The sequence below is a fragment of the Buttiauxella noackiae ATCC 51607 genome (assembly GCF_001654865.1).
Lineage (GTDB): Bacteria > Pseudomonadota > Gammaproteobacteria > Enterobacterales > Enterobacteriaceae > Buttiauxella > Buttiauxella noackiae.
In genome coordinates this window covers 113,901-140,809 of the sequence record NZ_LXEO01000002.1, presented here as the reverse complement: position 1 = coordinate 140,809, position 26,909 = coordinate 113,901, and the positions used below count along the sequence as shown (strand labels likewise).

General features: G+C 50.6%; 24 protein-coding genes and 1 other RNA gene. 7 read left to right on the top strand and 18 right to left on the bottom strand.

What is annotated here, in order from left to right; translation table 11 throughout:
• Positions 1-17 precede the first annotated feature (17 nt).
• Complete coding sequence (gene yczE / locus M979_RS00710) at positions 18-632, bottom strand: membrane protein YczE (protein WP_064553175.1); 615 nt, start codon at positions 630-632, stop codon at positions 18-20.
• A 90-nt stretch (positions 633-722) separates the two neighbouring features.
• Here yczE and yczR point away from each other — a divergent pair, with 90 nt between their 5' ends.
• A complete protein-coding gene (gene yczR / locus M979_RS00705; protein WP_064553082.1) occupies positions 723-2,153 on the top strand; it encodes a MocR-like transcription factor YczR in 1,431 nt (476 codons plus the stop codon).
• 78 nt (positions 2,154-2,231) lie between these two features.
• Here the strand turns inward: yczR and ffs are convergent.
• Positions 2,232-2,328, bottom strand: an RNA gene (gene ffs, locus M979_RS00700) — signal recognition particle sRNA small type.
• Between the two features lie 172 nt (positions 2,329-2,500).
• Between ffs and M979_RS00695 the strand changes: the two genes are divergently transcribed.
• Positions 2,501-2,812, top strand: coding sequence for an MGMT family protein (locus M979_RS00695; RefSeq protein ID WP_064553080.1), 312 nt, complete (start codon positions 2,501-2,503; stop codon positions 2,810-2,812).
• Positions 2,813-2,839: 27 nt separating this feature from the next.
• Here the strand turns inward: M979_RS00695 and M979_RS00690 are convergent, their stop codons facing one another.
• On the bottom strand, positions 2,840-3,415 hold the full coding sequence (locus tag M979_RS00690) for a YbaY family lipoprotein (protein ID WP_064553077.1): 576 nt from the start codon (positions 3,413-3,415) through the stop codon (positions 2,840-2,842).
• Between the two features lie 216 nt (positions 3,416-3,631).
• Between M979_RS00690 and tesB the strand changes: the two genes are divergently transcribed.
• A complete protein-coding gene (gene tesB / locus M979_RS00685; RefSeq protein WP_034458021.1) occupies positions 3,632-4,492 on the top strand; it encodes an acyl-CoA thioesterase II in 861 nt (286 codons plus the stop codon).
• A 60-nt stretch (positions 4,493-4,552) separates the two neighbouring features.
• Here tesB and amtB read toward each other — a convergent pair whose 3' ends face one another.
• From amtB to M979_RS00660, 5 genes are all read right to left on the bottom strand, one after another.
• Positions 4,553-5,839 carry an ammonium transporter AmtB gene (gene amtB / locus M979_RS00680; RefSeq protein WP_034458019.1) on the bottom strand — a complete coding sequence of 429 codons (1,287 nt, stop codon included), beginning with the start codon at positions 5,837-5,839 and terminating at the stop codon, positions 4,553-4,555.
• 31 nt (positions 5,840-5,870) lie between these two features.
• Positions 5,871-6,209 (bottom strand): P-II family nitrogen regulator, encoded by a 339-nt coding sequence (glnK, locus tag M979_RS00675; RefSeq protein ID WP_034458018.1) that lies wholly within the window; start codon positions 6,207-6,209, stop codon positions 5,871-5,873.
• Positions 6,210-6,462: 253 nt separating this feature from the next.
• Positions 6,463-8,241 carry a SmdB family multidrug efflux ABC transporter permease/ATP-binding protein gene (locus tag M979_RS00670; RefSeq protein WP_064553076.1) on the bottom strand — a complete coding sequence of 593 codons (1,779 nt, stop codon included), beginning with the start codon at positions 8,239-8,241 and terminating at the stop codon, positions 6,463-6,465.
• Entirely contained in the window at positions 8,234-10,012 is a 1,779-nt protein-coding gene (locus tag M979_RS00665; RefSeq protein WP_034458015.1) for a SmdA family multidrug ABC transporter permease/ATP-binding protein, read from the bottom strand. The genes M979_RS00670 and M979_RS00665 overlap by 8 nt, the downstream gene beginning before the upstream one ends.
• 68 nt (positions 10,013-10,080) lie before the next feature.
• Complete coding sequence (locus tag M979_RS00660; protein WP_034458013.1) at positions 10,081-10,542, bottom strand: Lrp/AsnC family transcriptional regulator; 462 nt, start codon at positions 10,540-10,542, stop codon at positions 10,081-10,083.
• Between the two features lie 115 nt (positions 10,543-10,657).
• Between M979_RS00660 and M979_RS00655 the strand changes: the two genes are divergently transcribed.
• On the top strand, positions 10,658-11,719 hold the full coding sequence (locus M979_RS00655; protein ID WP_064553073.1) for a PLP-dependent cysteine synthase family protein: 1,062 nt from the start codon (positions 10,658-10,660) through the stop codon (positions 11,717-11,719).
• A 70-nt stretch (positions 11,720-11,789) separates the two neighbouring features.
• Here the strand turns inward: M979_RS00655 and cof are convergent, their stop codons facing one another.
• Positions 11,790-12,611, bottom strand: a complete 822-nt coding sequence (gene cof / locus M979_RS00650) for an HMP-PP phosphatase (protein ID WP_064553072.1) — start codon at positions 12,609-12,611, stop codon at positions 11,790-11,792.
• Positions 12,612-12,714: 103 nt separating this feature from the next.
• Between cof and M979_RS00645 the strand changes: the two genes are divergently transcribed.
• Both M979_RS00645 and queC read left to right on the top strand, forming a co-directional pair.
• The gene (locus tag M979_RS00645) at positions 12,715-14,418 is read left to right on the top strand and encodes an SgrR family transcriptional regulator (RefSeq protein WP_064553070.1); all 1,704 of its coding nucleotides are present in this window, start codon (positions 12,715-12,717) and stop codon (positions 14,416-14,418) included.
• 64 nt (positions 14,419-14,482) lie between these two features.
• Positions 14,483-15,178, top strand: coding sequence for a 7-cyano-7-deazaguanine synthase QueC (queC, locus tag M979_RS00640; protein ID WP_034458006.1), 696 nt, complete (start codon positions 14,483-14,485; stop codon positions 15,176-15,178).
• Between the two features lie 128 nt (positions 15,179-15,306).
• On the opposite strand, the gene M979_RS00635 is transcribed toward queC, so the two are convergent.
• From M979_RS00635 to bolA, 9 genes are all read right to left on the bottom strand, one after another.
• Complete coding sequence (locus M979_RS00635; RefSeq protein ID WP_034458004.1) at positions 15,307-15,705, bottom strand: YbgC/FadM family acyl-CoA thioesterase; 399 nt, start codon at positions 15,703-15,705, stop codon at positions 15,307-15,309.
• 124 nt (positions 15,706-15,829) lie between these two features.
• Positions 15,830-16,213 (bottom strand): ComEA family DNA-binding protein, encoded by a 384-nt coding sequence (locus M979_RS00630; protein ID WP_034458002.1) that lies wholly within the window; start codon positions 16,211-16,213, stop codon positions 15,830-15,832.
• A gap of 151 nt (positions 16,214-16,364) precedes the next feature.
• Entirely contained in the window at positions 16,365-18,236 is a 1,872-nt protein-coding gene (gene ppiD, locus M979_RS00625) for a peptidylprolyl isomerase (protein ID WP_064553068.1), read from the bottom strand.
• 356 nt (positions 18,237-18,592) lie between these two features.
• Positions 18,593-18,865 carry a nucleoid-associated protein HU-beta gene (gene hupB, locus M979_RS00620; protein ID WP_034457998.1) on the bottom strand — a complete coding sequence of 91 codons (273 nt, stop codon included), beginning with the start codon at positions 18,863-18,865 and terminating at the stop codon, positions 18,593-18,595.
• 210 nt (positions 18,866-19,075) lie between these two features.
• The gene (gene lon, locus M979_RS00615) at positions 19,076-21,430 is read right to left on the bottom strand and encodes an endopeptidase La (protein WP_034457996.1); all 2,355 of its coding nucleotides are present in this window, start codon (positions 21,428-21,430) and stop codon (positions 19,076-19,078) included.
• A 251-nt stretch (positions 21,431-21,681) separates the two neighbouring features.
• The gene (gene clpX, locus M979_RS00610; protein ID WP_034457994.1) at positions 21,682-22,956 is read right to left on the bottom strand and encodes an ATP-dependent protease ATP-binding subunit ClpX; all 1,275 of its coding nucleotides are present in this window, start codon (positions 22,954-22,956) and stop codon (positions 21,682-21,684) included.
• Positions 22,957-23,089: 133 nt separating this feature from the next.
• The gene (gene clpP / locus M979_RS00605) at positions 23,090-23,713 is read right to left on the bottom strand and encodes an ATP-dependent Clp endopeptidase proteolytic subunit ClpP (protein WP_034457992.1); all 624 of its coding nucleotides are present in this window, start codon (positions 23,711-23,713) and stop codon (positions 23,090-23,092) included.
• Between the two features lie 320 nt (positions 23,714-24,033).
• Positions 24,034-25,332, bottom strand: a complete 1,299-nt coding sequence (gene tig, locus M979_RS00600) for a trigger factor (protein ID WP_064553066.1) — start codon at positions 25,330-25,332, stop codon at positions 24,034-24,036.
• A 356-nt stretch (positions 25,333-25,688) separates the two neighbouring features.
• On the bottom strand, positions 25,689-26,006 hold the full coding sequence (gene bolA / locus M979_RS00595; RefSeq protein WP_034457988.1) for a transcriptional regulator BolA: 318 nt from the start codon (positions 26,004-26,006) through the stop codon (positions 25,689-25,691).
• Between the two features lie 305 nt (positions 26,007-26,311).
• Here bolA and M979_RS00590 point away from each other — a divergent pair, with 305 nt between their 5' ends.
• Complete coding sequence (locus M979_RS00590) at positions 26,312-26,890, top strand: lipoprotein (protein WP_034457986.1); 579 nt, start codon at positions 26,312-26,314, stop codon at positions 26,888-26,890.
• Positions 26,891-26,909 lie beyond the last annotated feature (19 nt).

The window sequence follows — 26,909 nt, the reverse complement described above, 5'->3', positions numbered from 1 at the left end:
GGGGTTTGGCTTCAACATTAGGGCACGATCGTCGGTTCAACCAGGTTTTTTTGTGCATGCTTTTGAATGCGGAACCACGGCAAACAGAGCTGAATCAGCGGGCCAATTGCCAGCGCGTAGAGCACCGTACCTACGCCAAATGTGCCTCCCATCAGCCAGCCTGCCAGTAAAACCGTTAGCTCAATTGAGGTTCGCACACTACGTACAGACCAGCCAGTACGGGCGTTGATTCCGGTCATCAAGCCATCACGCGGGCCAGAGCCAAAACCCGCACCGATATACATTCCGGTAGCAATGGCATTCACCAAAATAGCAGCAAATAGTAAGAAACTTCGTGCCACCAATGATTCAACCGGCGGCATTATTGCTAACGCGGCATCAGCGGCAAGTCCCAAAACAACCACGTTGCTTATCGTGCCAAGACCTGGTTTCTGGCGCAGTGGAATCCACAGCAGCAGTACCAACGCACCGACCAAAATCATCACCATGCCAATATTGAGGGAGAAGATCTGAGCAATGCCTAAGTGGAATACGTTCCAGGGATCAGCACCTAAATTGGCACGTACGAACATAGCCGTGGAAACGCCGTACAATACCAGCCCGATATACAGTTGCAGCAATCGACGAGCGATCATTATCTTCACCTCAGAGATCTTTTGTGGCTTTACTATTATGGAAAATGGTTACTATATTAAGGTCCAGTTAATACAAAGTGGATTGCTATGGCACAGCGCAGAACGGGTTCAGTATCTCTGGTAAAACTGCTGGGGAATTGGCATCAGGATTTACCGCGTACTCCGGTGTATCGGCAACTGGCGGATGGATTACGGTTATTGATTCTGGATGGACGCTTACCGCTGGATAGCCGACTGCCGGGGGAACGTGAGTTGGCAGCTGCACTGCGCGTAAGCCGCACAACGGTCGCCACTGCGCTGGCACAATTACGTGATGAGGGATATCTGGCAAGCCGCCAGGGTTCCGGTTCCGTCACAATGTTGCCGGAAGGCAAGCAAACCGTTTCGCCACTCCCCGGGCGTGCCACAACCCTGGATCTTTCAACTGCAGCACTTTCCGCCGGGCCGGAAATTCACCAGGCCTATGCTAACGCGCTGATTGCATTACCTGAACACTTGAGTAGCACCGGTTACAATCAACAAGGTTTAGCTGAATTACGTCATGTCATTGCACAACGTTATGTCGAGCGTGGACTGCCAACAAATGCCGATCAGATTATGATAGTTAATGGTGCGCTTAGTGGTTTTGGCCTGGTTTTGCGCCTGCTGACAGGCCCAGGCGATCGCGTAGTTCTTGATCACCCCACCTACCCTATGGCACTCACAGCCATTAAAGGCGCTTCATGCCGGGCCGTTCCCGTAAGCCTGACCGAACATGGCTGGGATACCGATGGGTTCGCGGCAACCATTGCACAAACCTCACCCCGTCTCGCCTATTTACTTGCCGATTTTCATAACCCAACCGGGCACTGCATGGATGTTGCAACACGTTCAGCCATTGCTGATATTGCCGCAAGGACACGTACCACCATAGTGGTCGATGAAACCATGGTAGACCTGTGGTATGACAATCCACCACCGCCTCCACTAGCCGCTTTCGACGAAGCGGATCGGGTTATCACGCTGGGCTCTGCCGGGAAAAGTTTCTGGGGAGGCTTACGATTGGGTTGGATTCGCGCCAGCTCGCGCACCATTGCTTCGTTGATTCAAATTCGCGACTCGTTGGATTTAGGCTCGCCAATACTCGAACAGCTCGCCGCCATCAATCTGTTTAATGAGGCCGAAAACTTCCAGCCGCAACGCCGCGAAATGCTACGTCAGCAACGTGATGCCTGCTCGGAGATCGTTAAAGAATTATTCCCGGACTGGAAAATGACGGTCATACCGCAAGGCGGTTTATCCTGGTGGATTGAACTACCAAAACCACTGGCGACGGTTTTTGCAGCAAGCGCAGAGGCTATCGGTATCCGTATTGGCGCAGGGCCACGCTTCGGCGTTGACGGGGCGTTTGAGCGTTATTTACGGCTACCGTTCACACTTGAACCTGCACAAATGCGTGCCGCACTTGAACGATTACAGCCTATTTGGGAGCACCTGACACAAACAGGAAGTTATTCAGGCAGAGGGATTGTGGTTTAGAAAGTATGTGGTTGTGTATGAGTAAAACGTTTGGGAGGATTTAAGGCTGAATCTTTGATACCCAGAATTGGGTGGGGGCCCTGCCAGCTACATCCCGGCACACACGTCATCTGCTGCGGCTGCTTCCTTCCGGACCTGACCGAATTCACAAATTAGTGTTGCGGGAGAACCAACAGGGCCCCCATTGAGAGCGCTAGTTACCTAACGCGCTGGCGCATTATCCATGTTGCCCTATGCAATTGCAAGCAAGGAGCGGTCAGGTGTTGCTTTCTTGCGCAGCCTCCGTTTTTCTTTTCAGTTTAGCCTACGCCGATTATCCTTAGCGGCATCCTGCTATGGAGTTTTCTATGGATAATCACGACTCATTCCCACAACGCGTTTACCAGATTATCGCCGCTATTCCAGAAGGGTTTGTCACAACATACGGTGACGTAGCACGCCTGGCGGGTTCACCACGTGCCGCAAGGCAAGTGGGGGGCGTTCTCAAACGTTTGCCCGAAGGCAGCAAGTTACCCTGGCATCGCGTGGTCAATCGGCATGGGCAGATTTCCCTCACTGGCCCGGATCTGCAACGCCAACGGCAAGCCCTGCTTTCAGAAGGCATCATGGTTTCTGGAGATGGGTATATTGATATGGAACGTTATCGCTGGAATGACTAAAAAGCGCCTCCGCAGAGGCGCATTCGATCAAAACTGCGTCGGCGCAGGAACCGCTGAAGAAGGGTTTACCTGAGTCGGTGAAGTTAATGGCACTGTTGTTGCCGCTCCGCCACTAGTCTGAACTGGGACCGCCGTTTGCTGAACAGGAACCAGCGTCAGATCCACTTTTGTCCCACCCTGATTCACTGCCGGCTGAATGGTATCGGTGATAAACATCAGTTTATCGTTCACGGTGATGGCCGCACTCAGGATAACGCGCGCGTTTGGCTGTATATCAGCCGGGTTAAACGGCAGCACAAAACTGAACGGAGACTGTTTCCCTTCGGTACGCACCGCTTTTTGCGCCAGCACTTTTGACGGAGCATCCGCCAAAGAGGCATCAGATAACGTTACAGTGAGTACTGCATCAGGCGGCAATGCGACTTTCTGACGAATCCAGACCGTACCAGAAACGTTAGGCTGTTTAATATCAGACTGAGCCGTTGCCGCTGCGGATGAGGTCGTTGCAGCAGGTGCAGGCGTTGGGATATCGGCACTTTTCTGCGCGCATCCCGCCATCGCAACCGCAATGGCTAAACCACTTAACGTGTGCACAAGTTTCATTGATTTGTTCTCCTTATTATCAATGCACCCGCAAGCCTGAGGCCTACGAGTAATGAGTGGTTAAACATGCTTATCACGCTAAGTGTGGCACATATAACTGATTTTTGCCCAAAACCGAAACAGATCATCAGGTCGGGCCACTACGTGGAGAATGTTGGAAACCTGTTATAATCAGGCCAATTGCACGATTTAAATTTCTTTTATTGAGGACCTTTTATGAGTCAGGCGCTCAGCAATTTGTTGGCATTACTCAATCTGGAAAAGATTGAAGAAGGTATTTTTCGTGGCCAGAGCGAGGACTTAGGTTTACGTCAGGTGTTTGGTGGGCAAGTCGTTGGCCAGGCGTTATATGCCGCTAAAGAAACCGTACCACTTGACCGCCTGGTGCACTCATTCCACAGCTACTTTCTGCGTCCAGGCGATAGCCAAAAACCGATTGTGTATGACGTTGAAACGCTGCGCGACGGCAATAGCTTCAGCGCCCGTCGGGTGGCGGCAATTCAGAATGGCAAACCGATTTTCTACATGACAGCCTCTTTCCAGGCGCCAGAAACAGGCTTTGAGCATCAAAAAACCATGCCTGCGGCCCCCGCCCCGGAAAACCTGAAATCAGAAACTGAAATCGCCATGGCGTTTGAAAAGCTGTTGCCTCAGACGCTCAAAGAGAAGTTTCTGTGTGAAAAGCCGCTGGAGATTCGCCCGGTGGTGTTCCATAACCCAATGCAAGGCCACGTTGATGAGCCGGTGCGCCAGGTGTGGATGCGGGCCAATGGTCAGATGCCAGCCGATTTGCGCGTACATCAGTATTTGTTGGGCTATGCCTCAGACTTCAACTTCCTGCCGGTCGCGCTTCAGCCTCACGGCGTAGGCTTCCTGGAGCCGGGCATGCAGGTTGCCACCATCGATCACTCAATGTGGTTCCACCGTCCGTTCGATATGAATGACTGGCTGCTGTACAGCGTGGAAAGCACTTCGGCCTCCAGCGCGCGTGGTTTTGTGCGTGGAGAGTTTTATTCCCGTGACGGTGTTTTAGTTGCGTCGACGGTGCAAGAAGGGGTGATGCGTAAGCGCAGCTAACCTGCCGTTTAAAAGCAAAAAGGCGGTGCACATGCTCCGCCTTTTTTATTATTGAATGATTTATGCGTTGTAAGCATTTTCGCCGTGGCTGTTAACGTCCAGACCTTCGCGCTCATGCTCTTCAGGTACACGCAGGCCCACAGTCAGATCGGCAACTTTGAAGCCGATGAATGCGACTACCGCAGACCACAGAATCGTCACACCGATACTTTCTAACTGCACCAGCAGTTGATGACCCATAGTCACGCCTTCTGCGTAACCCACACCGCCAAGAGATGGCGCGGCGAAGATACCCGTCATGATGCAACCAACGATACCGCACACGCCATGGACACCGAACACATCACAAGGGTCATCTACACGCAGCCATTTTTTCAGCAGCGTCACGCCCCATAAGCCAGCCAGACCTGCAACGATACCGATAATCAATGCACCGCCGACACCAACATAACCACACGCTGGAGTGATACCAACCAGTCCTGCGATAGCACCGGAACACGCACCCAGCAAAGACGGTTTGCCGCGCAATGCCCACTCACCAAATACCCAACCGAGAACGGCTGCCGCTGTTGCAACAACAGTGTTCACAAAGGCCAATGCAGCAATTTCGTTAGCAGCACTTGCAGAGCCTGCGTTGAAGCCAAACCAGCCGAAATAGAGAATTGCTGTGCCGGTAAATACCATCGGCAGGTTGTGCGGTTTGAACGCCTCTTTACCGTAACCGACACGCTTGCCAATCAGGTACGCACCCACCAGGCCTGCTACGGCGGCGTTAATGTGCACCACTGTGCCGCCTGCAAAGTCCATTGCGCCATGCGTCGCCAGCAGACCACCACCCCATACCATATGTGCAATCGGCAGGTATGAAAGCGTCAGCCAAATTACGACAAAGATAAGTACAGCCGAGAAGCGAATACGTTCAGCCAGTGCGCCAACAATCAGGCCAACAGTGATACAGGCGAAGGAGCCCTGGAACGCAACATGAATATATTGGTAGAAAGAGCCTGTCAGCGCAGTGAGCTGAATGTTCTTCAACATTACCCAATCGAAGTTACCGAAGAAGTTACCACCGGCACCAAAGGTTAATGAGTAACCGTAAACTACCCACAGCACACAAACCAAGGCAAACGTAACCGTAATCTGAGTCAGCATTGACAGCACGTTTTTAGAGCGAATCAGGCCGCCGTAAAACAGTGCCAGTCCCGGAATTGTCATAAACAGCACCAATGCGGTGCTAATCATCATAAAGGCGTTATCTGCTTTATCGACCACAGCCGGTGCCGCAAGGGCAATTGATGGCGCTAGTGCCAGGGCTACAACGCCTAAGATAGAGGCTAATTTTTTCATTTTTTCCATCCCTTCACGAGTGGCAAGACGATTACAGTGCAGCTTCGTCGGCTTCGCCGGTACGAATGCGGACGACCCGTTGCAACTCAGCAACGAAAATTTTGCCATCGCCAATCTTGCCGGTATAGGCAGCTTTGCTAATGACATCAATAACTTCATCGAGTTGATCATCGGCAATTGCCACATCAATTTTCACTTTAGGCAGGAAATTGACGCTGTACTCAGCACCGCGGTACAACTCTGCATGACCCTTTTGGCGACCAAAGCCTTTCACTTCAGTCACGGTCAGCCCTTGAATACCGATTGAAGACAGCGCTTCGCGAACGTCTTCGAGTTTGAACGGTTTGATAACCACGGTAACCAGCTTCATAGATCCCCTCCAGTCAGAATTGGGTAATTGCCTCTGCGATACGAATTAGATAAAGCAAAGGCCATGCCAAATTTGAAAAACAGCTATTTTCAGCGCGTTAAACCGCGCCAAATGGGGATTTTCAGGAGAGAAATTACGATGACTGGGATTAAGAAAGTTCTTAGAGAATAAAAACGCACCACTTTAGTGCATGGTGCGTTTCGCTTCTGCACCAATGGTGATAACCATTGGTTTTATGCGTGATTTTGGTGCATCACGCGGTTGTGGGTTCTTCACGCGTGGCGGCGGCTAATTCTTCACCAGCCAGTTGCAGTTGATACATCTGCCAGTAACGTCCTTGCGAAGCTAACAGCTCGCCATGAGTGCCTCGTTCAACAGCCTGCCCGCGGTGCAGCACCAGAATCGTGTCGGCATCGGTAATAGTCGATAAGCGGTGCGCGATAACGACAAGCGTGGTGTGCTCACGGACGGCTGCCAGTGCTTGTTGGATTGCCTGCTCGGTGCCAGAGTCGATATTTGCCGTTGCTTCATCAAGGATCAGAATCTGCGGCGCATCCACCAGCACTCGCGCCAGCGCCAGTAACTGTTTCTGGCCAACGGACAAATTATTACCCTGCTCGCCCAGTCGTGTATGAATTCCATCAGTCATGGTGCGAGCCAATTGTGCAAGTTGCACCGTTTCCAGCGCTTGCCAGACGGCATCTTCGCTGATGTCACGTCCAAGCGTAACGTTGGCAAAGAAGGAGTCCGCCAGCACTACCGGGTCTTGCTGAACCATCGCAACCCCATGACGCAGCACGCTGTGGCTTAAGGTATCCAGCGGGCGACCATCAAGGCGGATTTCACCGTTGGTGAGCGGGTAATAGCCCATCAGCAAGTTGGCAAGCGTGCTTTTCCCGCTGCCCGTGTGACCAACTAATGCAACGAAACTGCGCGCCGGGACATCCAGATTAATATTTTCCAGCACAAGGCGGTCGCCGCGATAGGCAAACGACACGTTATCGACTTCAATATGGCCACTTTCGAGTGGGCGATTGTCGTTACCATAATCCTGGCGCTTGCCATCCATTAGCTCGAACACGCGCTCACCCGCCACCACCGCCTGTTGCAGCATGGATTGTTGGGTCGTGAGTTCGATTAACGGCTCGTTAAGACGCCCCAGATAGTTGATAAATGCGTACAAAACACCAACTTCAATAGTGCCAACCGAGGTAAAACCAAACAGCATCAGCAAGCCGCACAGCACCATGGCAGAGAACAAGCTCAATAACGGGCGCAGTAAAAAGCCATCCAGGCGTAGTGTTTGCATACGTGCCATATAGTGCGACCGGCTCGCTGCATTCATACGCTCACCAAAACGGGCCTGCTGGCGGAACTGCTGGATAACACTCATGCCATTAATGACTTCGTTAAAGCCATCGTTGATATCAGCCAGGTAACTGCGCACGCGGCGCACAATCGGCGTGCTGTAACGCTGATAAATAAACATCACAATAATCACAGCCGGGAAGATGCAAACCGCCACCGACGCCATGCGCCAGTCGAGACTGAACATCGCCACCAGCATCGCACCAATTAATGCCGCGCTGCGTAATACCGTGGCAACGACCGTTACGTAGAGATCACGGATCACTTCGGTATCGTTGGTGACTCGCGAAATGAGTTGCCCCACCGGTTGGGTATCAAAAGTGCTCAGTGGCTGGCGCAGTGCAGCGTCCATTACATCGGTACGTAATTTTTGCACTACGCCAACGGCGGCCTGGTTAAACAGCAATGCCTGCCAGTAGTGCAGGCCAGCGGCGGAAATTGACAGCAGCAAATACGCAGTTGCAAGCCCTGCCACTGCGGCAACCGGCAAGCGATGTTCAGACACCATATTATCAATGAAGTAACTCACAAGAATTGGGCCAGTCACTTCAGCAGCCGCCGCAATCCACAGCATGACAACCGCACCAGCCAGTGGTTTACGCCACGGGGAGCCATAAGCCAGCAGGCGTTTTATGGTCGGCCATTGCTGTATTGATTTACGCATTGGCGGCCTCCTCGTCTGCCGTTGTTTCTGGCGCATCATCTAACGCCGCTTCCAGCTGTTGATAACGATACATGTCGCGATACCAGCCAGGTTGACCCACCAGCGCATCGTGATTGCCGCGCTGTGCAACATGGCCGTGTTGCATCACCAGGATTTCACTGGCTTCTGTCAGGGCTGACAACCGGTGCGCACTGATGATCACGGTGCGGTTTTCACCCCACTGGCGCAGGTTATGAAGAATTTGGTGTTCTGTACGCCCGTCAACAGCAGAAAGCGCGTCATCAAGAATCAAGATCTCCGCATCAAGTAATAATGCGCGGGCAATCGAAATACGCTGCTTCTGGCCGCCAGATAGCATTACACCGCGCTCGCCCACTTCGGTTTCATAACCTTGCGGCAGGCGCAAAATATCGTCATGTACGCTGGCAAGTCTTGCGACGTGTTCGATCTCTTCCTGCGTAGCATCCGGTTTACCCAGCGCAATATTGCTGGCGACTGTGTCAGAAAACAGGAACGGCGTCTGGTTAACGACCGCCAGGCGGCTACGCCAGGAGTCGAGCCGCATTTGCACCAGCGGAATACCGTGGAAACAAATCTCGCCCTGGTCGATATCAAAATGGCGCTGGATCAGAGACAAAATGGTACTTTTCCCGGCACCGGTCGGCCCACAAAGGCCAAGCATTTCACCTGGCTTTAGCGTAAAGGAAACGTTTTCAAGAGTCGGTCGCGCCGTTTGCGGATAGTGGAACGCCTGAATATTAGCCTCCACCGAGCCGCGCCCGGCAGGCGCTTCTTGCTCGCCATCTTTTACTGACGGCGCTTCAGCGAGCATGCTGCGAATACGGCTGTAGGCCGCACTACCACGCTCAACAATATTGAACATCCACGCCAGCGCCAGCATCGGCCATATCATCAGGCCGAGATACATCACAAAGCTTGTGAGTTGTCCAAGCGTCAGCGTCCCCTGAATCACCATCCAACTGCCGCCGCCAATGGCGAGCAAGTTAGCCGTGCCGATGGTGATATAAATCGTCGGGTCAAAACGGGCATCGACTCGCGCCACGCGCATGTTTTTCGCTCCGGCATCTTTAGCTTCGGCAGCAAACAACGCAGACTGGCGATCTTCCAAACCAAACGCTTTGATCATACGGATGCTGGATAAACTTTCCTGGGTGCGGTCATTAAGCGTGGAAAATGCAGCCTGCGCCAGTTTGAAGCGCTGGTGCAACTGATCACCATAGCGTTTGATAACCAATGCCATGACCGGCATCGGCAATAGCGCGAGTAACGTCAGCTCCCAGCTGATTTGCGTCGACATTACAATCAACACCGCGCAGCCCATTACCAGCGAATCCACCAGAGTTAATACGCCCTCGCCTGCGGCGAAAACCACCCGATCGACGTCGTTTGTTGCCCGCGCCATTAAATCTCCGGTGCGGTGACGCAGATAAAATTCGGGGTGCTGGCGGCTTAACTGGCGATAGTAGTCTTCGCGCAGTTCGACAGCCAACTGATAAGACGCACCAAAAAGCAGCACGCGCCAGACGTAGCGCAGGATATAGACCGCCACCGCGATAACAATCATCAAGCCAATCCATATCAGCACATCTTTTCCTGAGAGGCGCTGCTGGGTGACACCATCGACAATAATGCCCACGACTTTCGGCGGCACCAGTTGCAGGATGGCAATGATAATAAGCAAGGCAACCGCCCCGAGATAGCGTCGCCACTCGCGGGTGAAGTACCAGCTTAATTGAGCAAATAATCGCACGCAGTCAGATTCCTGAAGTACTGTCTGCCTGGCAGGCAGAAAAATGAAAAACTAATGGCGCTGAGGGCTTAACGCTCTAATGGCAAAGCCGTGGTGTATTTTATCTGTTCCATGGCAAAACTCGAAGTGACATCACTTAAACCGGGAATACCGTTCACCAGCCGTTTGTAAAAATCATCGTATCGTTTCATGTCTTCTACCTGCACTCGCATCAGGTAGTCGTATTCGCCCGCCATTCGCCAGAAGCCCAGCACTTCGGGCATTTCTTCAACGACGGAGACAAATTTACAATACCACTCGCTGCTGTGATGCTGGGTTTTGATAAGCACGAAAGCTGTCAGCCCCAGGCCGAGTTTTTCCGGATCTAACAGCGCCACTTTCGCCCGAATCACCCCGTCGTCTTCAAGACGTTTCAGGCGTTTCCAGCAGGGTGTGGTGGTCAGATTAACGGCATCAGCGAGAGCCTGCAAAGAGAGGGTGCAGTCATTTTGCAGCAAGGATAACAGCTTGCGGTCAATTTTATCTAACATGACGACCTCGGAGAGAAATATTTTCTCCATTGAATGCCACGCGAAGGCTAAAAGGCAACTTTTTTATCTTTCTTTTGCATTAATCTAAGCACAAATAGACAAACCGGATATCACCATGACCAGCACCTGGGTAAACCACGCCATTAGCGAAATTAACGCCGATTACCAACGCTCTGCCGATACGCATTTAATTCGCCTGTCGCTGCCTGGTTTCCCCGGCATTCAGCTCTACCTGAAAGATGAAAGCACGCATCCAACGGGCAGCCTGAAACATCGCCTCGCCCGATCGCTGTTCCTTTACGGTTTGTGTAACGGCTGGATTAAAGAAGGCACCACGATTATTGAAGCCTCCTCGGGCTCAACAGCCGTTTCGGAAGCGTATTTTGCTCGCCTGCTGGGTCTGCCGTTTATCGCCGTTATGCCAGCTTGCACGGCTAAACGTAAAGTGGAGCAAATTGAGTTTTACGGTGGTCGCTGTCATTTTGTGGAGAGCGCGTGTGAAATCTACGCGGCATCCGAAATGCTGGAGCGTGAGTTGAATGGCCATTATATGGACCAGTTCACTTACGCAGAACGTGCAACCGATTGGCGCGGTAATAACAATATTGCCGACAGTATTTTCCGCCAAATGGAGCATGAGCCTCACCCGGTTCCGGATTATATTGTCATGAGTGCGGGTACAGGCGGCACCTCTGCCACCATCGGGCGTTACTTACGCTACCAGGGTCACCCAACAAAACTGACCGTAGTCGACCCGCAAAACTCTGTGTTTATGGATTACTGGCAGAATCGTGATTGCAGCTTGCGCAGCGCCGTTGGCAGCAAAATTGAAGGGATTGGTCGTCCACGCTGCGAGCCATCGTTTATCCCGGATGTTATTGACGAAATGATGCGTGTGCCGGATGCTGCAAGCATTGCCACTATGCAGTGGCTGGAAACGATTCTTGGCCGAAAAGTCGGCGCCTCTACCGGAACCAATATGTGGGGCGTTTTACAGCTTGCCGAACGTATGCGTGCTGAAGGGCGCACGGGTTCGATTGTGACGCTGCTTTGTGACAGCGGTGAACGCTATCTGGAAACCTATTACAACGCAGATTGGGTGAAAGCGAATATCGGTGATTTACAGCCAGCCCAAGCAGAAATCGAGCAATTATTAACTGGGCATCCCTCTAAATAATTCGATGTAATTGAGAAATGCCGGGAAAAAAAGAGGCCGGATATTTAATCCGGCCAGCTGAAAAGTCTCGTCATTCGGGGGAATAGGTGAGATTTGGTGTATCCAGCCAATGATTCAAATAATGAGAAACAGCCTGTTTATTGCAGTGACCAATAACAGGTAAATGCGGTAAATCTTCTTTCAGTTGCGCCATCGCGTTGCCCATGATCAAACCATGCCCCACGCTTGAGAGCATTTCGCGGTCATTCATCGCGTCACCAAATGCCATACAATCTTTCATTGTTAAACCAAGATGCTGACTCAATACACCGAGCGCAGAACCTTTGTTGCAGCCAATCGGTAACACTTCCAGGCAATCTACTGCTGAGAAACATAAAAATGCCCGCCCATCTAAAGCCTCGTCCAGTTGGACTTTTAAACGAACAAGATCGTCATGAGGGGCGCAGAAACAAATTTTGGTGACTTCATCGGACGGAATGCGCTTAACGTCGACAATTTTCGGGCTAAAACCGCTATAAACGTGTGCATTCAGCATTTCGCCGACTTCATACTGGGTTAGCCACCCGGTGTCATTAAACACATGCAGACTCGCCTGAGTATCCCATTGCCCGTGGATAACCATTTCCGCCGCCTCAGGTGACAGATCCTGGCGATGCAGAAGATCGCCTTGCGTTGAGTGAATACGCGTGCCGTTGCCGGTAATCAAAAACGCTTCAAGGGAGAGCTTGCTCAGCACATGACGCATTTCCAGCACATGGCGGCCAGTAGCAAACGCGAGGGTTATCTGACGTTCATCCCGCAGCCGGTTAAGGGTATGCACGGTTTCTTCACCCAAAAGATGATTGGGCATTAACAACGTGCCATCCATATCAAATGCAGCCAGACGAGCCATGTTTACTCCGGTTTGTGACGACTAAAACACAGTTGGCAGTATCACCTGGCATATACGGAACTAATAGTGAATACTTTCATGAAATTGTTCCGGGTTTAAACCAATGCGCCTGTTAAACCGATTAAACCAATTTCAACGCCTGTGGCAGCCCTCGGCAGGAGAACCGCAGCAAGTTACGGTAGCGGAGCTCGCCGCACGCTGCTTTTGCAGTGATCGCCATGTGCGAACATTACTTAATCAACTTGAAGATGCGGGTTGGCTGACATGGCGTGCGCAGTCGGGGCGAGGGAAACGCGGCACCCTGACTTTTCTGGTGACACCAGAAAGTGTTCGTTCCGGAATGATGGAGCAAGTACTGCACAAAGGACAGCATCAGAATGCCCTTGAGCTTGCGCAAATCGCCCCTGAACAGTTGCGCCAATTGCTGCAACCATTCCTCGGAGGGCAATGGCAAAACGATACGCCGACTTTACGTATTCCCTACTATCGCCCATTAGAACCATTGCAGCCAGGATTCTTGCCAGGTCGTGCCGAGCAGCACCTTGCGGGCCAGGTCTTTGCCGGACTTACCCGTTTCACCTCGCAAAGCGCGGCACCCCAACCCGATCTTGCTCACCACTGGCAAGTCTCTGAAGATGGCCTGAGCTGGTACTTTTTCATTCGTTCCACTTTGCACTGGCATAATGGCGAGCCGGTGGAAACCATACAGTTACAGCAACGATTGATGATGCTGCTGACACTTCCGGCTATGCGACGTTTATTTATCAGCGTGAAGAGCATTGAACTTGCCCATGCGCAATGCATCCGTTTCATATTGCATACTCCCGATTACTGGCTGGCGCATCGGCTGGCAAGTTATTGCAGCCGCCTGGCACATCCGGAAGATACACAAATGGGCTGTGGGCCATTTCGGATTAGCAGCTTTAAAGAGAATCTGGTGCGTATCGAGAGTTTTGAGTACTACCACCTCAGCCATCCACTGCTCAAAGCCGTAGAGTTCTGGATTACCCCGCAATTGTTTGACACCGAACTAGGAACCAGTTGCCGTCATCCGGTGCAGATCGCCATTGGTCAGCAAGACGAGTTGGTTCATTTACGGCCTGTCAGCAATAGTATTAGCCTTGGGTTTTGCTATCTGGCGGTAAAACAAAACAGCAATCTAACATCGGAGCAGGCACGCTTCCTGATGCAAATCATTCAGCAGCAGCAGTTGATTGAAAGCCTTCCGGTCGATGAATCACTGATCACCCCAAGTAGCGAGATGATCCCTGGATGGAAACTCCCTGAATGGCCATTGTCCGAAGCGATAACGCTGCCACCGCAATTAACGTTGATTTATCATTTGCCTGTTGAGTTGCATGTCATGGCGCAACAGCTTAAAACGCATCTGGCGGATTTAGGTTGCGAGCTCACACTGATATTTCATGATGCGAAAAACTGGGCAGGATGTGAGGCGTTGGCTGAGGCCGATTTAATGATGGGCGACCGTCTGATTGGCGAGGCTCCGGTCTACACGCTGGAGCAGTGGTTACGCAGCGATGTACTGTGGCCCGCGGTTCTTACTGAAAGTCAGTACACCCATTTGCAGGCAACACTCGATAGTGTGCAAATCCACCCGGATGAACACGCCCGCAGCACCGGTTTGCAGGAAGTGTTCAGCGCGTTAATGCGTGATGCGATAGTCTCGCCACTGTTTAATTACCGCTACCAGATCAGCGCGCCGCCGGGTGTTAATGGTATCGAGCTTAATGCATGGGGTTGGTTCGATTTCACCCAGGCATGGTTACCGCCACCGACGATGGTGTGAAGAAGCTGGGCAGCTATCTGCCCACGAGTTACCATAGATTTTTAGCTGTTTAACAGGATTACTCATGAAACGTGCAGTTGTCGTCTTTAGTGGTGGCCAGGATTCCACAACCTGCCTGATTCAGGCATTACAGCAGTATGATGAAGTCCACTGTGTAACATTTGATTATGGCCAGCGCCACCGTGCTGAGATTGACGTTGCTCGTGAACTGGCGCTGAAACTGGGTGCACGTGCGCATAAAGTGTTGGATGTCACGCTATTGAATGAACTGGCTGTCAGCAGCCTGACGCGCGATAGCATTCCGGTGCCGGGGTACAGTCCGGAAGAAAAAGGTATCCCAAGCACTTTTGTTCCAGGCCGCAATATTCTGTTCCTGACGCTGACGGCGATTTACGCATATCAGGTTGAAGCCGAAGCGGTGATCACCGGTGTTTGTGAAACTGACTTCTCCGGTTACCCGGACTGCCGAGATGAATTTGTAAAAGCCCTGAACCATGCCGTTAGCCTTGGTATGGCTCGAGATATTCGTTTCGAAACACCGCTGATGTGGCTCGATAAAGCAGAAACATGGGCGTTAGCGGACTACTGGCAGCAACTGGATCTGGTAAGGAGCGAAACGCTGACCTGCTATAACGGCATTAAAGGCGACGGCTGTGGCGAATGTGCCGCATGCAACCTGCGTGCTAACGGTATTAACCATTACCTGGCGGATAAACCAGGAGTAATGGCAGCCATGAAAAAGAAAACCAGCCTGAAGTAATGTTTCGCGGAGCAGATGATAAATCTGCTTCGCAATGGTGGATGTCACTCCGCTAATCCCCCCTACAAAACCCGGTTCGTAGGTCGGATTAGCGGTGCGACATCCGACATTTGCCAGAAATGAGGGAATTATTCCATCATCTGCACTAACTTCTCGCGCAACTCCCCTTCCAACGGCACTGATTTCTGGGTTTTTAAATCAATGCACACGAATGTCAGCAGTGCGTCTGCGACCACTTCGCCTTCTGGCTCAAGCTTAACCACCTGGCTCAACACGCCACTTTTTCCGTTAAGTTGCTGCAAGGTGCTTTCAATACGCAAAAGATCGCCCAACACCGCCGGGCGACGATAATTGATGTTGATATTCACCACGATGAACGCAATGTTGTGCTCGGTCATCCATTGGAATCCTGCCGCATTTTCCAGCCCTTCCCAGCGGGCTTCTTCGAGAAACTCAAGGTAGCGGGCATTGTTAACATGTTGATAGAAATCAAGATGGTAACCCCGAACTTTGATTTGTGTTTGCATAGCGCTAAAACCCTTTCACTGTAGTTTTAATATTCAGGTGAGGTAACAGGCCACACCAAACTGGTATGACCTGTGATTTAGCATAGCAAACTTTCCCAGCTGCGCGAGCAAGGAGCACTAAGCGTTAAAGCTTAATGTGAGACAGATTACGTTCTACCAATGCACTGCCAATCCCGGGTACCTCTTGCAATTGCTCCAGTGCCTTGAATGGGCCGTACTCTTCCCGGTAACTCACAATCGATTGTGCTTTTTTCAGGCCAACACCATTCATTGCCTGTGCCAAAGCTTCTGCGCTCGCCGTGTTAATACTTACCACGCCATCATCAGCGTCGCTCGATTTAGCGGTAGCAACAGGGGTGACTGGGGTTTTATCGCTGTGCTGTTGAGCCTGAGCTGTATCATTTTTGACAGCAACTGGGGCCGCCAGAGCCTGAGTGCAGATGCTCGTACCAATAAATGCCACGGCAATGCACATTGCTTGTATTCCACTTTTGAATCCTGTTTTCATGCTGTTCCTCCTTGTGTGTTGACAGCGAAGCCACCTTATCGAGGAAAAAAAACAGCTACAAATGGCAATCTTCAAATATGGAAAAGGCCGCGAAAGCGGCCTTTAAATGTTGCATAGTGTTGCAGTTAACTGCGAGAAACCTCGAGGTTAATTACTGCTGTTCGATGCTGTCACCCATCTTAATTTTCGCTTCTTTGCGCAGGTTGGTCATCAGCGCTTCGAAAGTGATCTGGGCATTGTTCTGGGTGATACCCTGAACCATCGCTTTTTTCTGTTCTGCCGGCATGTCACCAGGCTTAACTTGATCCAGAGCTAACAGAACCACATTACCCTGCATGTCATTTGCCACGCCGTAGGCTGGCTTATCTTTGGCCGGTAATGGCAGATTGAATGCGGCCTGGCTAATTGGGTCCTGGCCAGTACGGGTCAGCGTTTTCGCTTCACCGAAGCTCAAGCCAGCGGCTTTCATAGCTTCATCGCCTTTACCCAACTTCAGCGCATTCAGGAGCTTGTCAGCATCCAGCTTAGCTTGTTGCTCAGCTTTCTGATGTTTAACCTGCGCGATAACCTGTTCACGAACTTCAGCTAACGGTTTGATAGCTTCAGCTTTGTGCTCAGCGATACGAATAACAAACGCGCGGTCACCATCAACAGTAATGATGTCGGAGTTCATACCCGGAGCGCCGTTCGCACCGACCAGACCACCATTAAAAATAGCGTCTGAAACAGGTTTGAAGTTCAGCGCTGCAGGTAAGTTGTCGTGACCAAACCAACCGGTCTCAACAGCTTTAACACCAGCAACTTTCTCAGCACTTGCCAGAGATTCGTTATCATTGCTTGCCGCATCGCTAACTTTCTGCTGCAACGCGTAGTAAGCATCGACCGCTTTCTCTTGCTTCACTTTCGCAGCAATGGCTTCTTTCACTTCTGCCAATGGTTTAGTTTGCGCAGACTGAATGTCATCAAGACGAACGACCAGGAAGCCAACTGAAGATTTGATAACACCAGAAAGCTGGCCTTTGTCTTTCAGACCGGCATTTTTCAGCTCATCAGGCGTTGTGCCAGGCTCAAGCCAACCCATGTCACCGCCGTTGCGGGCAGAGATAATATCAGCCGATTTTTCTTTTGCCAGAGCAGCAAAATCACCGCCTTTGCTCAGCTCATCAAGAATCGCTTTAGCTTCGACTTCAGTTTTAGTCTGAATCACGCTGTAACGGTTACGTTGAGGCTGAGTGAACTCGTCCTGATGCTGGTCGTAGTAAGCCTGAATATCTGTATCTGCTACTTCAACATTCTGAGAAGCTGCATCAAGCATGATGTAGCTTACTTTGAACTGCTCAGGGGCAATGTAGTTGTTTTTGTTCTGCTCGTAGCTGGAGTTGATTTCCTGCTCGGAAACTTCCTGCTTCGCAGCCAGTGCGTTTACATCAATTGTGGCTTCACGAACCACACGTTGTTGCGACACCAGTGCTGCCAACTCGTCAGTTTCACCCGCCAGCATGAAATCAGTACCCACAACAGCATTAATCAGCTGCTGAGTGGTCAGTTGATTACGCAATGCCTGGGCGTATTGATCCGCAGTCATACCCATATTGCTAATAATGGCGGTATAACGCGCGTTATCAAATTTGCCGTTGTTCTGGAATGCAGGTTCTTTAAAGATGGCTTGTTTAATTTGTTCGTCGCTAATACCAAGACCAAGATGTTTGGCGTATTGGTCCATTAACGCTTCATCAATCATGCGCGACAGCACCTGTTGACGCATCTGCTTCATGTAGCCTTCGTTACCGGCTAGCACAGAGAACTGTTCGCCAAGCTGTTGCTGCTGGCGGTTACGCTCACTGGCAACAGCATTTTCAAACTGACCACGGCTAATTTCCTGGCCATTCACTTTTGCGGCGTAGTTGGCACTACCGCCAATCAGGTAGCCACTCACGCCAGTCAAAATGAATGACACGATAATGATCCCGAAAATTATCTTGATTACGAGGCTGTTTGCCGCCGTACGTAAATTGTCCATCATGGTGTAACAACACTCCACTGTAGTGTGAATGGTAAACCCAGCGCAGTCGCTAAATGGGCATCCCTGAATATGCGTACTGCTGTGCCGCTGCGTGCAAGCGGGTATTGTGACAAGAAAACGGGTTCAAATCATCAAACATGCGCAAAATTAGCCATCAGGCATAAAAAAAGGCACATCTAACGATGCGCCCTGACCTAACTTTACTAGCCTTGCCCTATATACCCATCATTCTTCAAGCTATTGGAGCATTGGCTGTATTCACTTACCCGAATCACTTACTGAAGTAAACTCATCGGGATAAGCTCCCTGGCCGCCTACCTGCAACTCGAATGCTACGGGTATTAGCTAGCGATAAATCAGTTAACAGCTTCTTTCAGCGCTTTACCAGCACGGAAACCTGGTACTTTTGCAGCTGCGATGGTGATTTCTTTACCTGTTTGTGGGTTACGGCCGGTACGGGCAGCACGTTCACGAACAGCAAAAGTTCCAAAGCCAACCAGTGCCACGTCTTCCCCAGATTGCAGAGATTCGGTAACAGAAGCAATCACAGCGTCTAATGCACGTCCAGCCGCAGCTTTAGAAATATCAGCACCTGCGGCAATTTTGTCTATCAGTTGAGATTTATTCACTCTTCTCTTCCTCTCTTTATAATTTATATCGCACCAGTATCCTTCAAAGGGCGACCGCGCAGCAGTTATATCAGGCCTGTCATGCCCTTACAACACCCGTTGTTAATGGCATGCATCACCAACGATCTAAAGTAGCGATACAAAAAAAAGCTGGCAAGTGACAATTCACCAGCCAGCTCTTATTTTATTTACCGAATATGCGTCAGGTCACTATTTTGCGGTCACAACCTGCATTCCGTAAGGCTCGTTCTGCAATGCAAGAGTCAAAACTTCCTCGATGCGCTTCACCGGATGGATATCCAGATCGGCAAGAACGTTGTCCGGAATTTCTTCCAAATCGCGTTTATTTTCATCCGGAATCAGAACAGTTTTGATACCACCACGATGCGCCGCCAGCAGTTTTTCTTTCAAACCACCGATTGGCAGAACCTGGCCACGCAGCGTGATTTCACCGGTCATCGCCACATCTGCACGAACCGGATTGCCCGTCAGACACGAAACCAGCGCGGTACACATTGCAATACCCGCACTCGGGCCATCTTTCGGCGTCGCACCTTCTGGCACGTGAACGTGGATGTCGCGTTTCTCGTAGAAATCAGCGTTGATGCCCAATTTCTCTGCACGCGCGCGCACTACGGTCAACGCTGCCTGGATGGATTCCTGCATAACTTCACCCAGAGAACCGGTGTAAGTCAGTTTGCCTTTACCCGGCACACAAGCAGTTTCAATCGTTAGCAGGTCGCCGCCAACTTCGGTCCACGCAAGGCCGGTTACCTGGCCCACACGGTTTTCGCTGTCTGCACGGCCGTAGTCAAAGCGCTGCACGCCAAGGAAATCTTTCAGGTTGTCGCCGTCGATTTCGATGTGCTTGAGCGTTTTATCCAGCAGCAGTTGTTTAACCGCTTTACGGCACAGTTTGGAAATTTCACGCTCCAGGCTACGCACGCCCGCTTCACGGGTGTAGTAACGAATGATGCCGGTAATCGCGCTATCGTGAACCGTAATTTCGCCTTTTTTCAGCGCGTTACGTTCAATTTGCTTCGTCAACAGGTGCTGTTTAGCAATATTCAGCTTTTCGTCTTCGGTATAACCGGACAGACGAATCACTTCCATACGGTCCAACAGCGGAGCCGGAATGTTCATGGAGTTAGATGTTGCCACGAACATCACATCGCTGAGATCGTAATCGACTTCCAGATAGTGGTCGTTAAACGCCACGTTCTGTTCTGGATCAAGCACTTCCAGAAGTGCAGAAGCCGGATCGCCGCGCATGTCAGAAGACATTTTGTCGATTTCATCCAACAGGAATAATGGGTTTTTAACCCCCACTTTCGCCATTTTCTGAATCAACTTGCCTGGCATGGAACCGATATAAGTACGACGGTGACCACGAATTTCAGCTTCATCACGCACGCCGCCTAATGCCATACGCACGTATTTACGCCCAGTCGCGCGGGCGATGGACTGACCCAGTGAAGTTTTACCCACCCCTGGAGGCCCAACCAGGCACAATATTGGCCCTTTGAGCTTGTTAACACGACTCTGCACTGCGAGGTATTCCAGGATACGATCTTTCACGCGCTCAAGGCCGTAATGATCGGTATCGAGGACTTCCTGCGCCTGACGCAGATCTTTTTTCACTTTGCTGCGCGCATTCCACGGCACCTGCACCATCCAATCGATGTAGCCACGAACCACGGTTGCTTCCGCAGACATTGGTGACATCATTTTCAGTTTTTGCAGTTCCGCTTCAGTTTTTTCACGCGCTTCTTTCGGCATTTTAGCCGCATCGATTTTGCGTTTTAGCGCTTCGTTTTCATCTGGCGTGTCGTCCATTTCGCCGAGTTCTTTCTGAATGGCCTTCATTTGCTCATTCAGATAGTACTCACGCTGGCTCTTTTCCATCTGCTTTTTAACGCGGTTGCGAATACGTTTCTCAACCTGCAGCAGATCGATTTCCGACTCCATCATTGCCATCAGATATTCAAGACGTTCGTTAATATCGGACATCTCGAGAACGGACTGTTTATCAGTCAGTTTCAATGGCATATGTGCAGCAATGGTGTCAGCCAGACGAGCAGGATCGTCAATGCTGTTCAGCGATGTCAGCACTTCTGGCGGGATTTTTTTGTTCAGTTTGATATAGCCTTCAAACTGACCAATTGCGGTGCGCACCAGCACTTCCTGTTCGCGCTCTTCGATAGCTGGCGAATTCAGGTACTCAGCCTGAGCTGAGAAATGGTCACCGTTGTCAGAAAGCGTGGTGATACGCGCACGCTGTAAACCCTCAACCAGCACTTTTACCGTGCCGTCTGGCAGTTTCAGCATTTGCAAAATGGATGCGACGGTTCCCACTGAGAACAGGTCATTTACACCCGGCTCATCTGTCGAGGCTTCTTTCTGCGCCACCAGCATGATTTTTTTATCATGATCCATGGCCGCTTCCAGGCAACGAATGGATTTTTCTCGCCCGACAAACAGTGGAATTACCATGTGCGGATAAACCACCACATCGCGCAATGGCAATACGGGGATTTCAATGCGTTCAGAACGCTCAGGATTCATAGAGCTCTCTCTTAGTTAAGGTCCGCCTGGTGATGGGGCGATGTCCTCTGTTTATACCTTAAATCTTTCAATTTGCAGGAAGGCGTAAACCACGCACCTGCACTTGAAGGATGACAGGAATCATGGCATCACCAACAAGTAATTCAGTATATGGGGATGTTTCCCGAGCATTCAATGCCAGGAATGAAGGAAAAGCAAAAGGGGGATATAAATCCCCCTTTTTAGACTAACTGACTGGTTATTTTGGCGAATTATTCACCGGATGCTTGTTGCGCTTCCGGCTTGCCATAAATTAATAATGGCTTGCTTTGACCGTCGATGACGGATTCGTCAATCACCACTTTCTCAACGTCTTCCATAGAAGGAAGATCGTACATGGTATCGAGCAATGCGCCTTCTACGATGGAACGCAGACCACGAGCACCGGTTTTACGTGCCATTGCTTTCTTAGCAATGGCATCCAGCGCTTCGTCACGGAATTCCAGATCCACGCCTTCCAGATTGAACAACGCCTGGTACTGCTTGGTCAGGGCGTTCTTCGGCTCTTTCAGGATCTGGATCAGTGCTTCTTCGCTCAGCTCAGTCAGCGTAGCAACCACTGGCAGACGGCCGATAAACTCAGGGATCAGACCAAATTTGATCAAATCTTCTGGCTCAACCTGGCCTAACAACTGCCCTTCGGTCGCCTTTTGAGATTTACCTTTTACAGTCGCGCCAAAGCCAATGCCTGAACCGGTTTCAACGCGGTTAGCAATAACTTTATCCAGCCCTGCGAATGCACCGCCACAGATAAACAGAATCTTGGAGGTATCAACCTGCAGGAACTCTTGCTGTGGATGCTTACGGCCACCCTGAGGTGGAACCGCCGCAACGGTACCTTCGATAAGTTTCAGCAACGCCTGCTGCACACCTTCACCAGACACATCACGAGTGATGGACGGGTTATCAGATTTGCGGGAGATTTTGTCGATCTCATCGATATACACGATACCGCGCTGTGCTTTCTGCACATCGTAATCACATTTCTGCAGCAGTTTCTGGATGATGTTTTCGACATCTTCACCCACGTAACCGGCTTCGGTTAACGTTGTGGCATCAGCCATAGTGAACGGAACATCCAGTAAACGTGCCAGGGTTTCAGCCAGCAGGGTTTTCCCGCTACCCGTCGGCCCGATGAGCAGAATGTTACTTTTGCCCAGTTCGATGCCGTTGGTGCTGTCGCCATTACGCAGACGTTTGTAGTGGTTGTAAACCGCAACCGCCAGGACTTTTTTAGCCTGTTCCTGACCGATGACGTAATCATCGAGATGGTGACGGATTTCATGCGGAGTCGGCAGCGCACTACGTTCGCGGTGCGGAGCGACTTCTTTAATCTCTTCGCGAATAATGTCGTTACATAAGTCGACACACTCATCGCAGATATACACTGACGGCCCGGCAATCAGTTTACGCACTTCATGCTGGCTTTTGCCGCAAAAAGAGCAGTACAGCAGTTTGCCTGAACCGTCTTTGCGCTTATCTGTCATCGGTAAAACCTCTTTTTTGTTTCTGTGCACCGAACAGGACGGCGCAAGTGCCATTCTACGGCGCAGCCAATCGTAAGCGCGCTATGAGCCGTTGCTATAACAATAATAGTATACGGCTCACTATTTTCGGGCATTAGCTACGGTGAGTCAGGATTGAGTCAACTAACCCATACTCTACCGCTTCACTTGCTGCGAGGAAACGGTCACGCTCGGTGTCTCTCTCTATTTCTTCAAGAGATTTGCCCGTGTGTTGCGCCATAAGTTCATTCATACGAGCTTTCACTTTCAGGATTTCACGGGCATGGATTTCGATATCCGTCGCCTGGCCCTGATAACCGCCCAGCGGCTGGTGAATCATGACTCGTGAGTTCGGCAAGCAGAAGCGCTTACCCTTCGCCCCAGCGGTCAGCAGGAATGCCCCCATAGAACAGGCTTGTCCCATACAGATGGTGCTGACATCTGGTTTAATAAATTGCATCGTATCGTAGATAGACATACCAGCGGTAATCACACCACCTGGTGAGTTGATGTAGAGATAGATGTCTTTTTCTGGGTTTTCTGCTTCCAGGAACAACATCTGCGCTACGATCAGATTAGCCATATGGTCTTCGACCTGGCCCGTCATAAAGATGACACGTTCCTTAAGCAGACGGGAATAGATATCGTATGAACGCTCGCCACGCGATGTCTGTTCAACAACCATCGGCACCAGGGCCATATGGGGTGCAAATTGATCTCTTTCGCCACTGTATGACATTTCCGTCTCCTGGAATAATTAAGCCTTCGATACCTGCAGCACTGATTCTACTTGAGGTGCCAGAAGAAGACTACGCTCCTGCTTACACCTATTACCTTATTCGGACGGATTATCAGTCAGGGATCCATTTTCGAGCCATGCCCTTATTTATGGGGATAAGCTTGCCCTGTTTCAAGCATAACAACCTTTTCTTGTTACGCTAACCCTGAAACTGCGTTTTATTGATGGGTTTTCAGGGAGTCACTGATAAAAAAAGCCCGCCACCAGTAGGTGACGGGCTTGATGCAGCAATATTTTGGCGATGATGCCAAAAATTATGCTTACGCTTGCTGGTTCATCAGTTCGCTAAAGTTAGTGGCTTTCTCAGTCACTTTCGCTTTAGACAGAACAGCTTCAACAGCTTGTTCTTCCAGAGCAACATTACGCATGTTGTCCATCAGTTCTTTGTTTTTGCCGTAGAATTCTACAACTTCAGCCGGATCTTCGTAGGCAGATGCCATTTCTTCGATCAGACCTTTAACGCGTTCTTCATCAGCTTTCAGCTCATGGGTACGAATGACTTCGCCCAGCAGCAGGCCAACAACTACACGACGTTTAGCTTGTTCTTCGAACAGTTCACGTGGCAGTTCCAGCGCTTGTTTCTCGTTGCCACCAAAACGCTGAGCAGCCTGGCGACGCAGAACGTCGATTTCGCTGTCGATCAGTGCAGCTGGAACGTCGATGTTGTTCGCATTAACCAGACCGTCGATTGCCTGAGACTTGATGCGGTTACGCACAGCGCCTTTCAGCTCACGATCCATGTTTTTACGAACTTCGGTGCGCAGACCTGCAACAGAACCATCTTCAACGCCGAAACGCTTGATGAATTCTTCAGTAAATTCTGGCAGTTCACGCTCTTCAACTTTCTTCAGAACGATGTCGAACTTAGCCGCTTTACCTTTCAGGTTTTCAGCGTGGTAATCTTCCGGGAAGGTCACTTCGATAGTGAATTCTTCGCCCGCTTTGTGACCAACCAGACCGTCTTCAAAACCAGGGATCATACGACCCTGGCCCATTGCCAGTACGAAGTCAGACGCTTTGCCGCCTTCGAATACTTCGCCGTCTACAGAACCGGTGAAGTCGAGAGTTACGCGGTCTTCTGCAGTTGCAGCAGCGTCTGAATCTTTCCAGGTCGCCTGCTGTTTACGCAGGGTGTCCAGCATTGCATCAACGTCTTCGTCAGTCACTTCAACAACCGGTTTTTCAACTTCGATTGCTTCCAGACCCTGCAGCTCAACTTCTGGGTACACTTCAAACTCAACCGCGTAGGTGAAGTCTTCGCCCAGTTTGTATTCGCCTGGAACGTAGTTCGGTGCGCCAGCTGGATTGATTTTTTCTTTGATGATCGCTTCAACAAAGTTGCGGCTCATCAATTCGCCCAACACGTCCTGGCGAACAGAAGCGCCATAGCGTTGTGCGATAACAGTCATCGGCACTTTTCCTTTACGGAAACCGTCGATACGGGCTTTCTTTGCCACGTTGACCAGCTCGCTTTTTACAGCGGTTTCGATGCTGTCTGCAGCGATAGTAATCGTGAGACGGCGGCCAAGGCCCTGAGTGGTTTCAACTGAAACTTGCATCTTGTTACCTCAAAAAATCACAGTGCTCGGTCAACTCTGGAAGCGCTCATTTGCACTCCGCAGAACCGGGATGCCTTCTGTATCAGAATCACATTCCCTGTCGTCAGAATCGTCCCGAAGACATTCCGAAAAATAAGACGCAGCATTATAGCGGCATCACCAAGGTGAGTCGAGAACGGCAACACAGTGTTGCTGCGGCCCTTTTCACAGTTCTTTTGGATTTTTTGCCCAAGCCCTGGAATAACGAGGGCTATCTCAGACAAAACAAAACGGCCCGCAGGCCGTTTTATAAAACACGATTCATATACCGCAACATAAAGGAAAAGTTCCCTCAGTTGCAAGTCTGAAGGTTAACTTCAGGCGATTGACCCTGCTCCACGGCAAGGTGGGGAGGCGAGAATAGTGTCATGCAACCCCTCCCATTCCTTAATGGTGTAGGTATGCAGCGCCAGCGCATGCACAGTTGACGAGAGTTCTGCACTCAAAGTGCCATAAATCATACGATGACGATTTAAAAAACGCTCACCGACAAAACGATCGCTGACCAGAACCACTTTGAAATGACTCTCTGAACCTGCCGGGACATTGTGACGATAGCTTTCATCCGCGACTTCCAGGATCACGGGTTCAAACGCTGCCCTTAATTTTGATTCTATTTGCTCGCGCATCATCATGAACTTTCTCCTCGACTACGTAGAGATGCCACTCATCCCTTTAAATGTTAGCCGCTTTTAGCCGTTTTAATAACGGAATTACAACAATTATTTAGCTTTCGTCTGATTTTCTTAGCCAAGCCCCTGTAGATTAATGTGATTACGGCACTAATCGAGGGCAAAGTGGTCAGATAGCTTTGCAACCGCTCAGAAAAAGCGCAACGCGATGAAATTACGTGCGTTAACTACTTCCCCTGGGCAACCGCAGTGTTATGATGGCGTGATTTTTTATCTGCCTGCCCCTTGAGTACATTGAGATAGCGAACATGTTAAAAAAACTATTATTCCCGTTGGTCGCCGTATTTATGCTGGCCAGCTGTGCAACACCACCAACTACCATTGATGTTTCTCCAACCATTAGCCTGCCTCAGCAAGATCCGAGCTTGATGGGTGTGACTGTCAGCATCAACGGTGCAGATCAACGTAAAGACCAGGCTCTGGCGAAAGTCACTCGTGATAACCAACTGGTTACGCTGACTCCATCCCGTGACCTGCGCTTCTTGCTGCAAGAAGTGCTGGAAAAACAGATGACTGCGCGTGGTTACATGGTTGGGCCAAACAGCCCGGTTGATCTGCAAATCATCGTAAACCAGTTGTTTGCTGACGTGTCTCAGGGCAGCGTGCGCTACAACATCGCCACTAAAGCTGACATCGTGATCATTGCGACCGCAAAAAATGGCAACAAGATGACCAAAAACTACCGTTCTAGCTATAACGTAGAAGGGGCGTTCCAGGCTACCAACAAGAATATCGCCAACGCGGTGAACTCCGTATTGACTGATACCATTGCTGATATGGCTCAGGACACCAGCGTTCACGACTTTATTAAGCAGAACGCTCGTTAATCAATACCCCACCAGCCCG

Coding starts and splice junctions, on each gene's coding strand:
- yczR (WP_064553082.1), top strand. CDS start 723: ATGGCACAGCGCAGAACGGGTTCAGTATCTCTGGTAAAACTGCTGGGG.
- M979_RS00695 (WP_064553080.1), top strand. CDS start 2,501: ATGGATAATCACGACTCATTCCCACAACGCGTTTACCAGATTATCGCC.
- M979_RS00690 (WP_064553077.1), bottom strand. CDS start 3,415: ATGAAACTTGTGCACACGTTAAGTGGTTTAGCCATTGCGGTTGCGATG.
- tesB (WP_034458021.1), top strand. CDS start 3,632: ATGAGTCAGGCGCTCAGCAATTTGTTGGCATTACTCAATCTGGAAAAG.
- amtB (WP_034458019.1), bottom strand. CDS start 5,839: ATGAAAAAATTAGCCTCTATCTTAGGCGTTGTAGCCCTGGCACTAGCG.
- glnK (WP_034458018.1), bottom strand. CDS start 6,209: ATGAAGCTGGTTACCGTGGTTATCAAACCGTTCAAACTCGAAGACGTT.
- M979_RS00670 (WP_064553076.1), bottom strand. CDS start 8,241: ATGCGTAAATCAATACAGCAATGGCCGACCATAAAACGCCTGCTGGCT.
- M979_RS00660 (WP_034458013.1), bottom strand. CDS start 10,542: ATGTTAGATAAAATTGACCGCAAGCTGTTATCCTTGCTGCAAAATGAC.
- M979_RS00655 (WP_064553073.1), top strand. CDS start 10,658: ATGACCAGCACCTGGGTAAACCACGCCATTAGCGAAATTAACGCCGAT.
- cof (WP_064553072.1), bottom strand. CDS start 12,611: ATGGCTCGTCTGGCTGCATTTGATATGGATGGCACGTTGTTAATGCCC.
- M979_RS00645 (WP_064553070.1), top strand. CDS start 12,715: ATGCGCCTGTTAAACCGATTAAACCAATTTCAACGCCTGTGGCAGCCC.
- queC (WP_034458006.1), top strand. CDS start 14,483: ATGAAACGTGCAGTTGTCGTCTTTAGTGGTGGCCAGGATTCCACAACC.
- M979_RS00635 (WP_034458004.1), bottom strand. CDS start 15,705: ATGCAAACACAAATCAAAGTTCGGGGTTACCATCTTGATTTCTATCAA.
- M979_RS00630 (WP_034458002.1), bottom strand. CDS start 16,213: ATGAAAACAGGATTCAAAAGTGGAATACAAGCAATGTGCATTGCCGTG.
- ppiD (WP_064553068.1), bottom strand. CDS start 18,236: ATGATGGACAATTTACGTACGGCGGCAAACAGCCTCGTAATCAAGATA.
- lon (WP_034457996.1), bottom strand. CDS start 21,430: ATGAATCCTGAGCGTTCTGAACGCATTGAAATCCCCGTATTGCCATTG.
- clpX (WP_034457994.1), bottom strand. CDS start 22,956: ATGACAGATAAGCGCAAAGACGGTTCAGGCAAACTGCTGTACTGCTCT.
- clpP (WP_034457992.1), bottom strand. CDS start 23,713: ATGTCATACAGTGGCGAAAGAGATCAATTTGCACCCCATATGGCCCTG.
- tig (WP_064553066.1), bottom strand. CDS start 25,332: ATGCAAGTTTCAGTTGAAACCACTCAGGGCCTTGGCCGCCGTCTCACG.
- bolA (WP_034457988.1), bottom strand. CDS start 26,006: ATGATGATGCGCGAGCAAATAGAATCAAAATTAAGGGCAGCGTTTGAA.
- M979_RS00590 (WP_034457986.1), top strand. CDS start 26,312: ATGTTAAAAAAACTATTATTCCCGTTGGTCGCCGTATTTATGCTGGCC.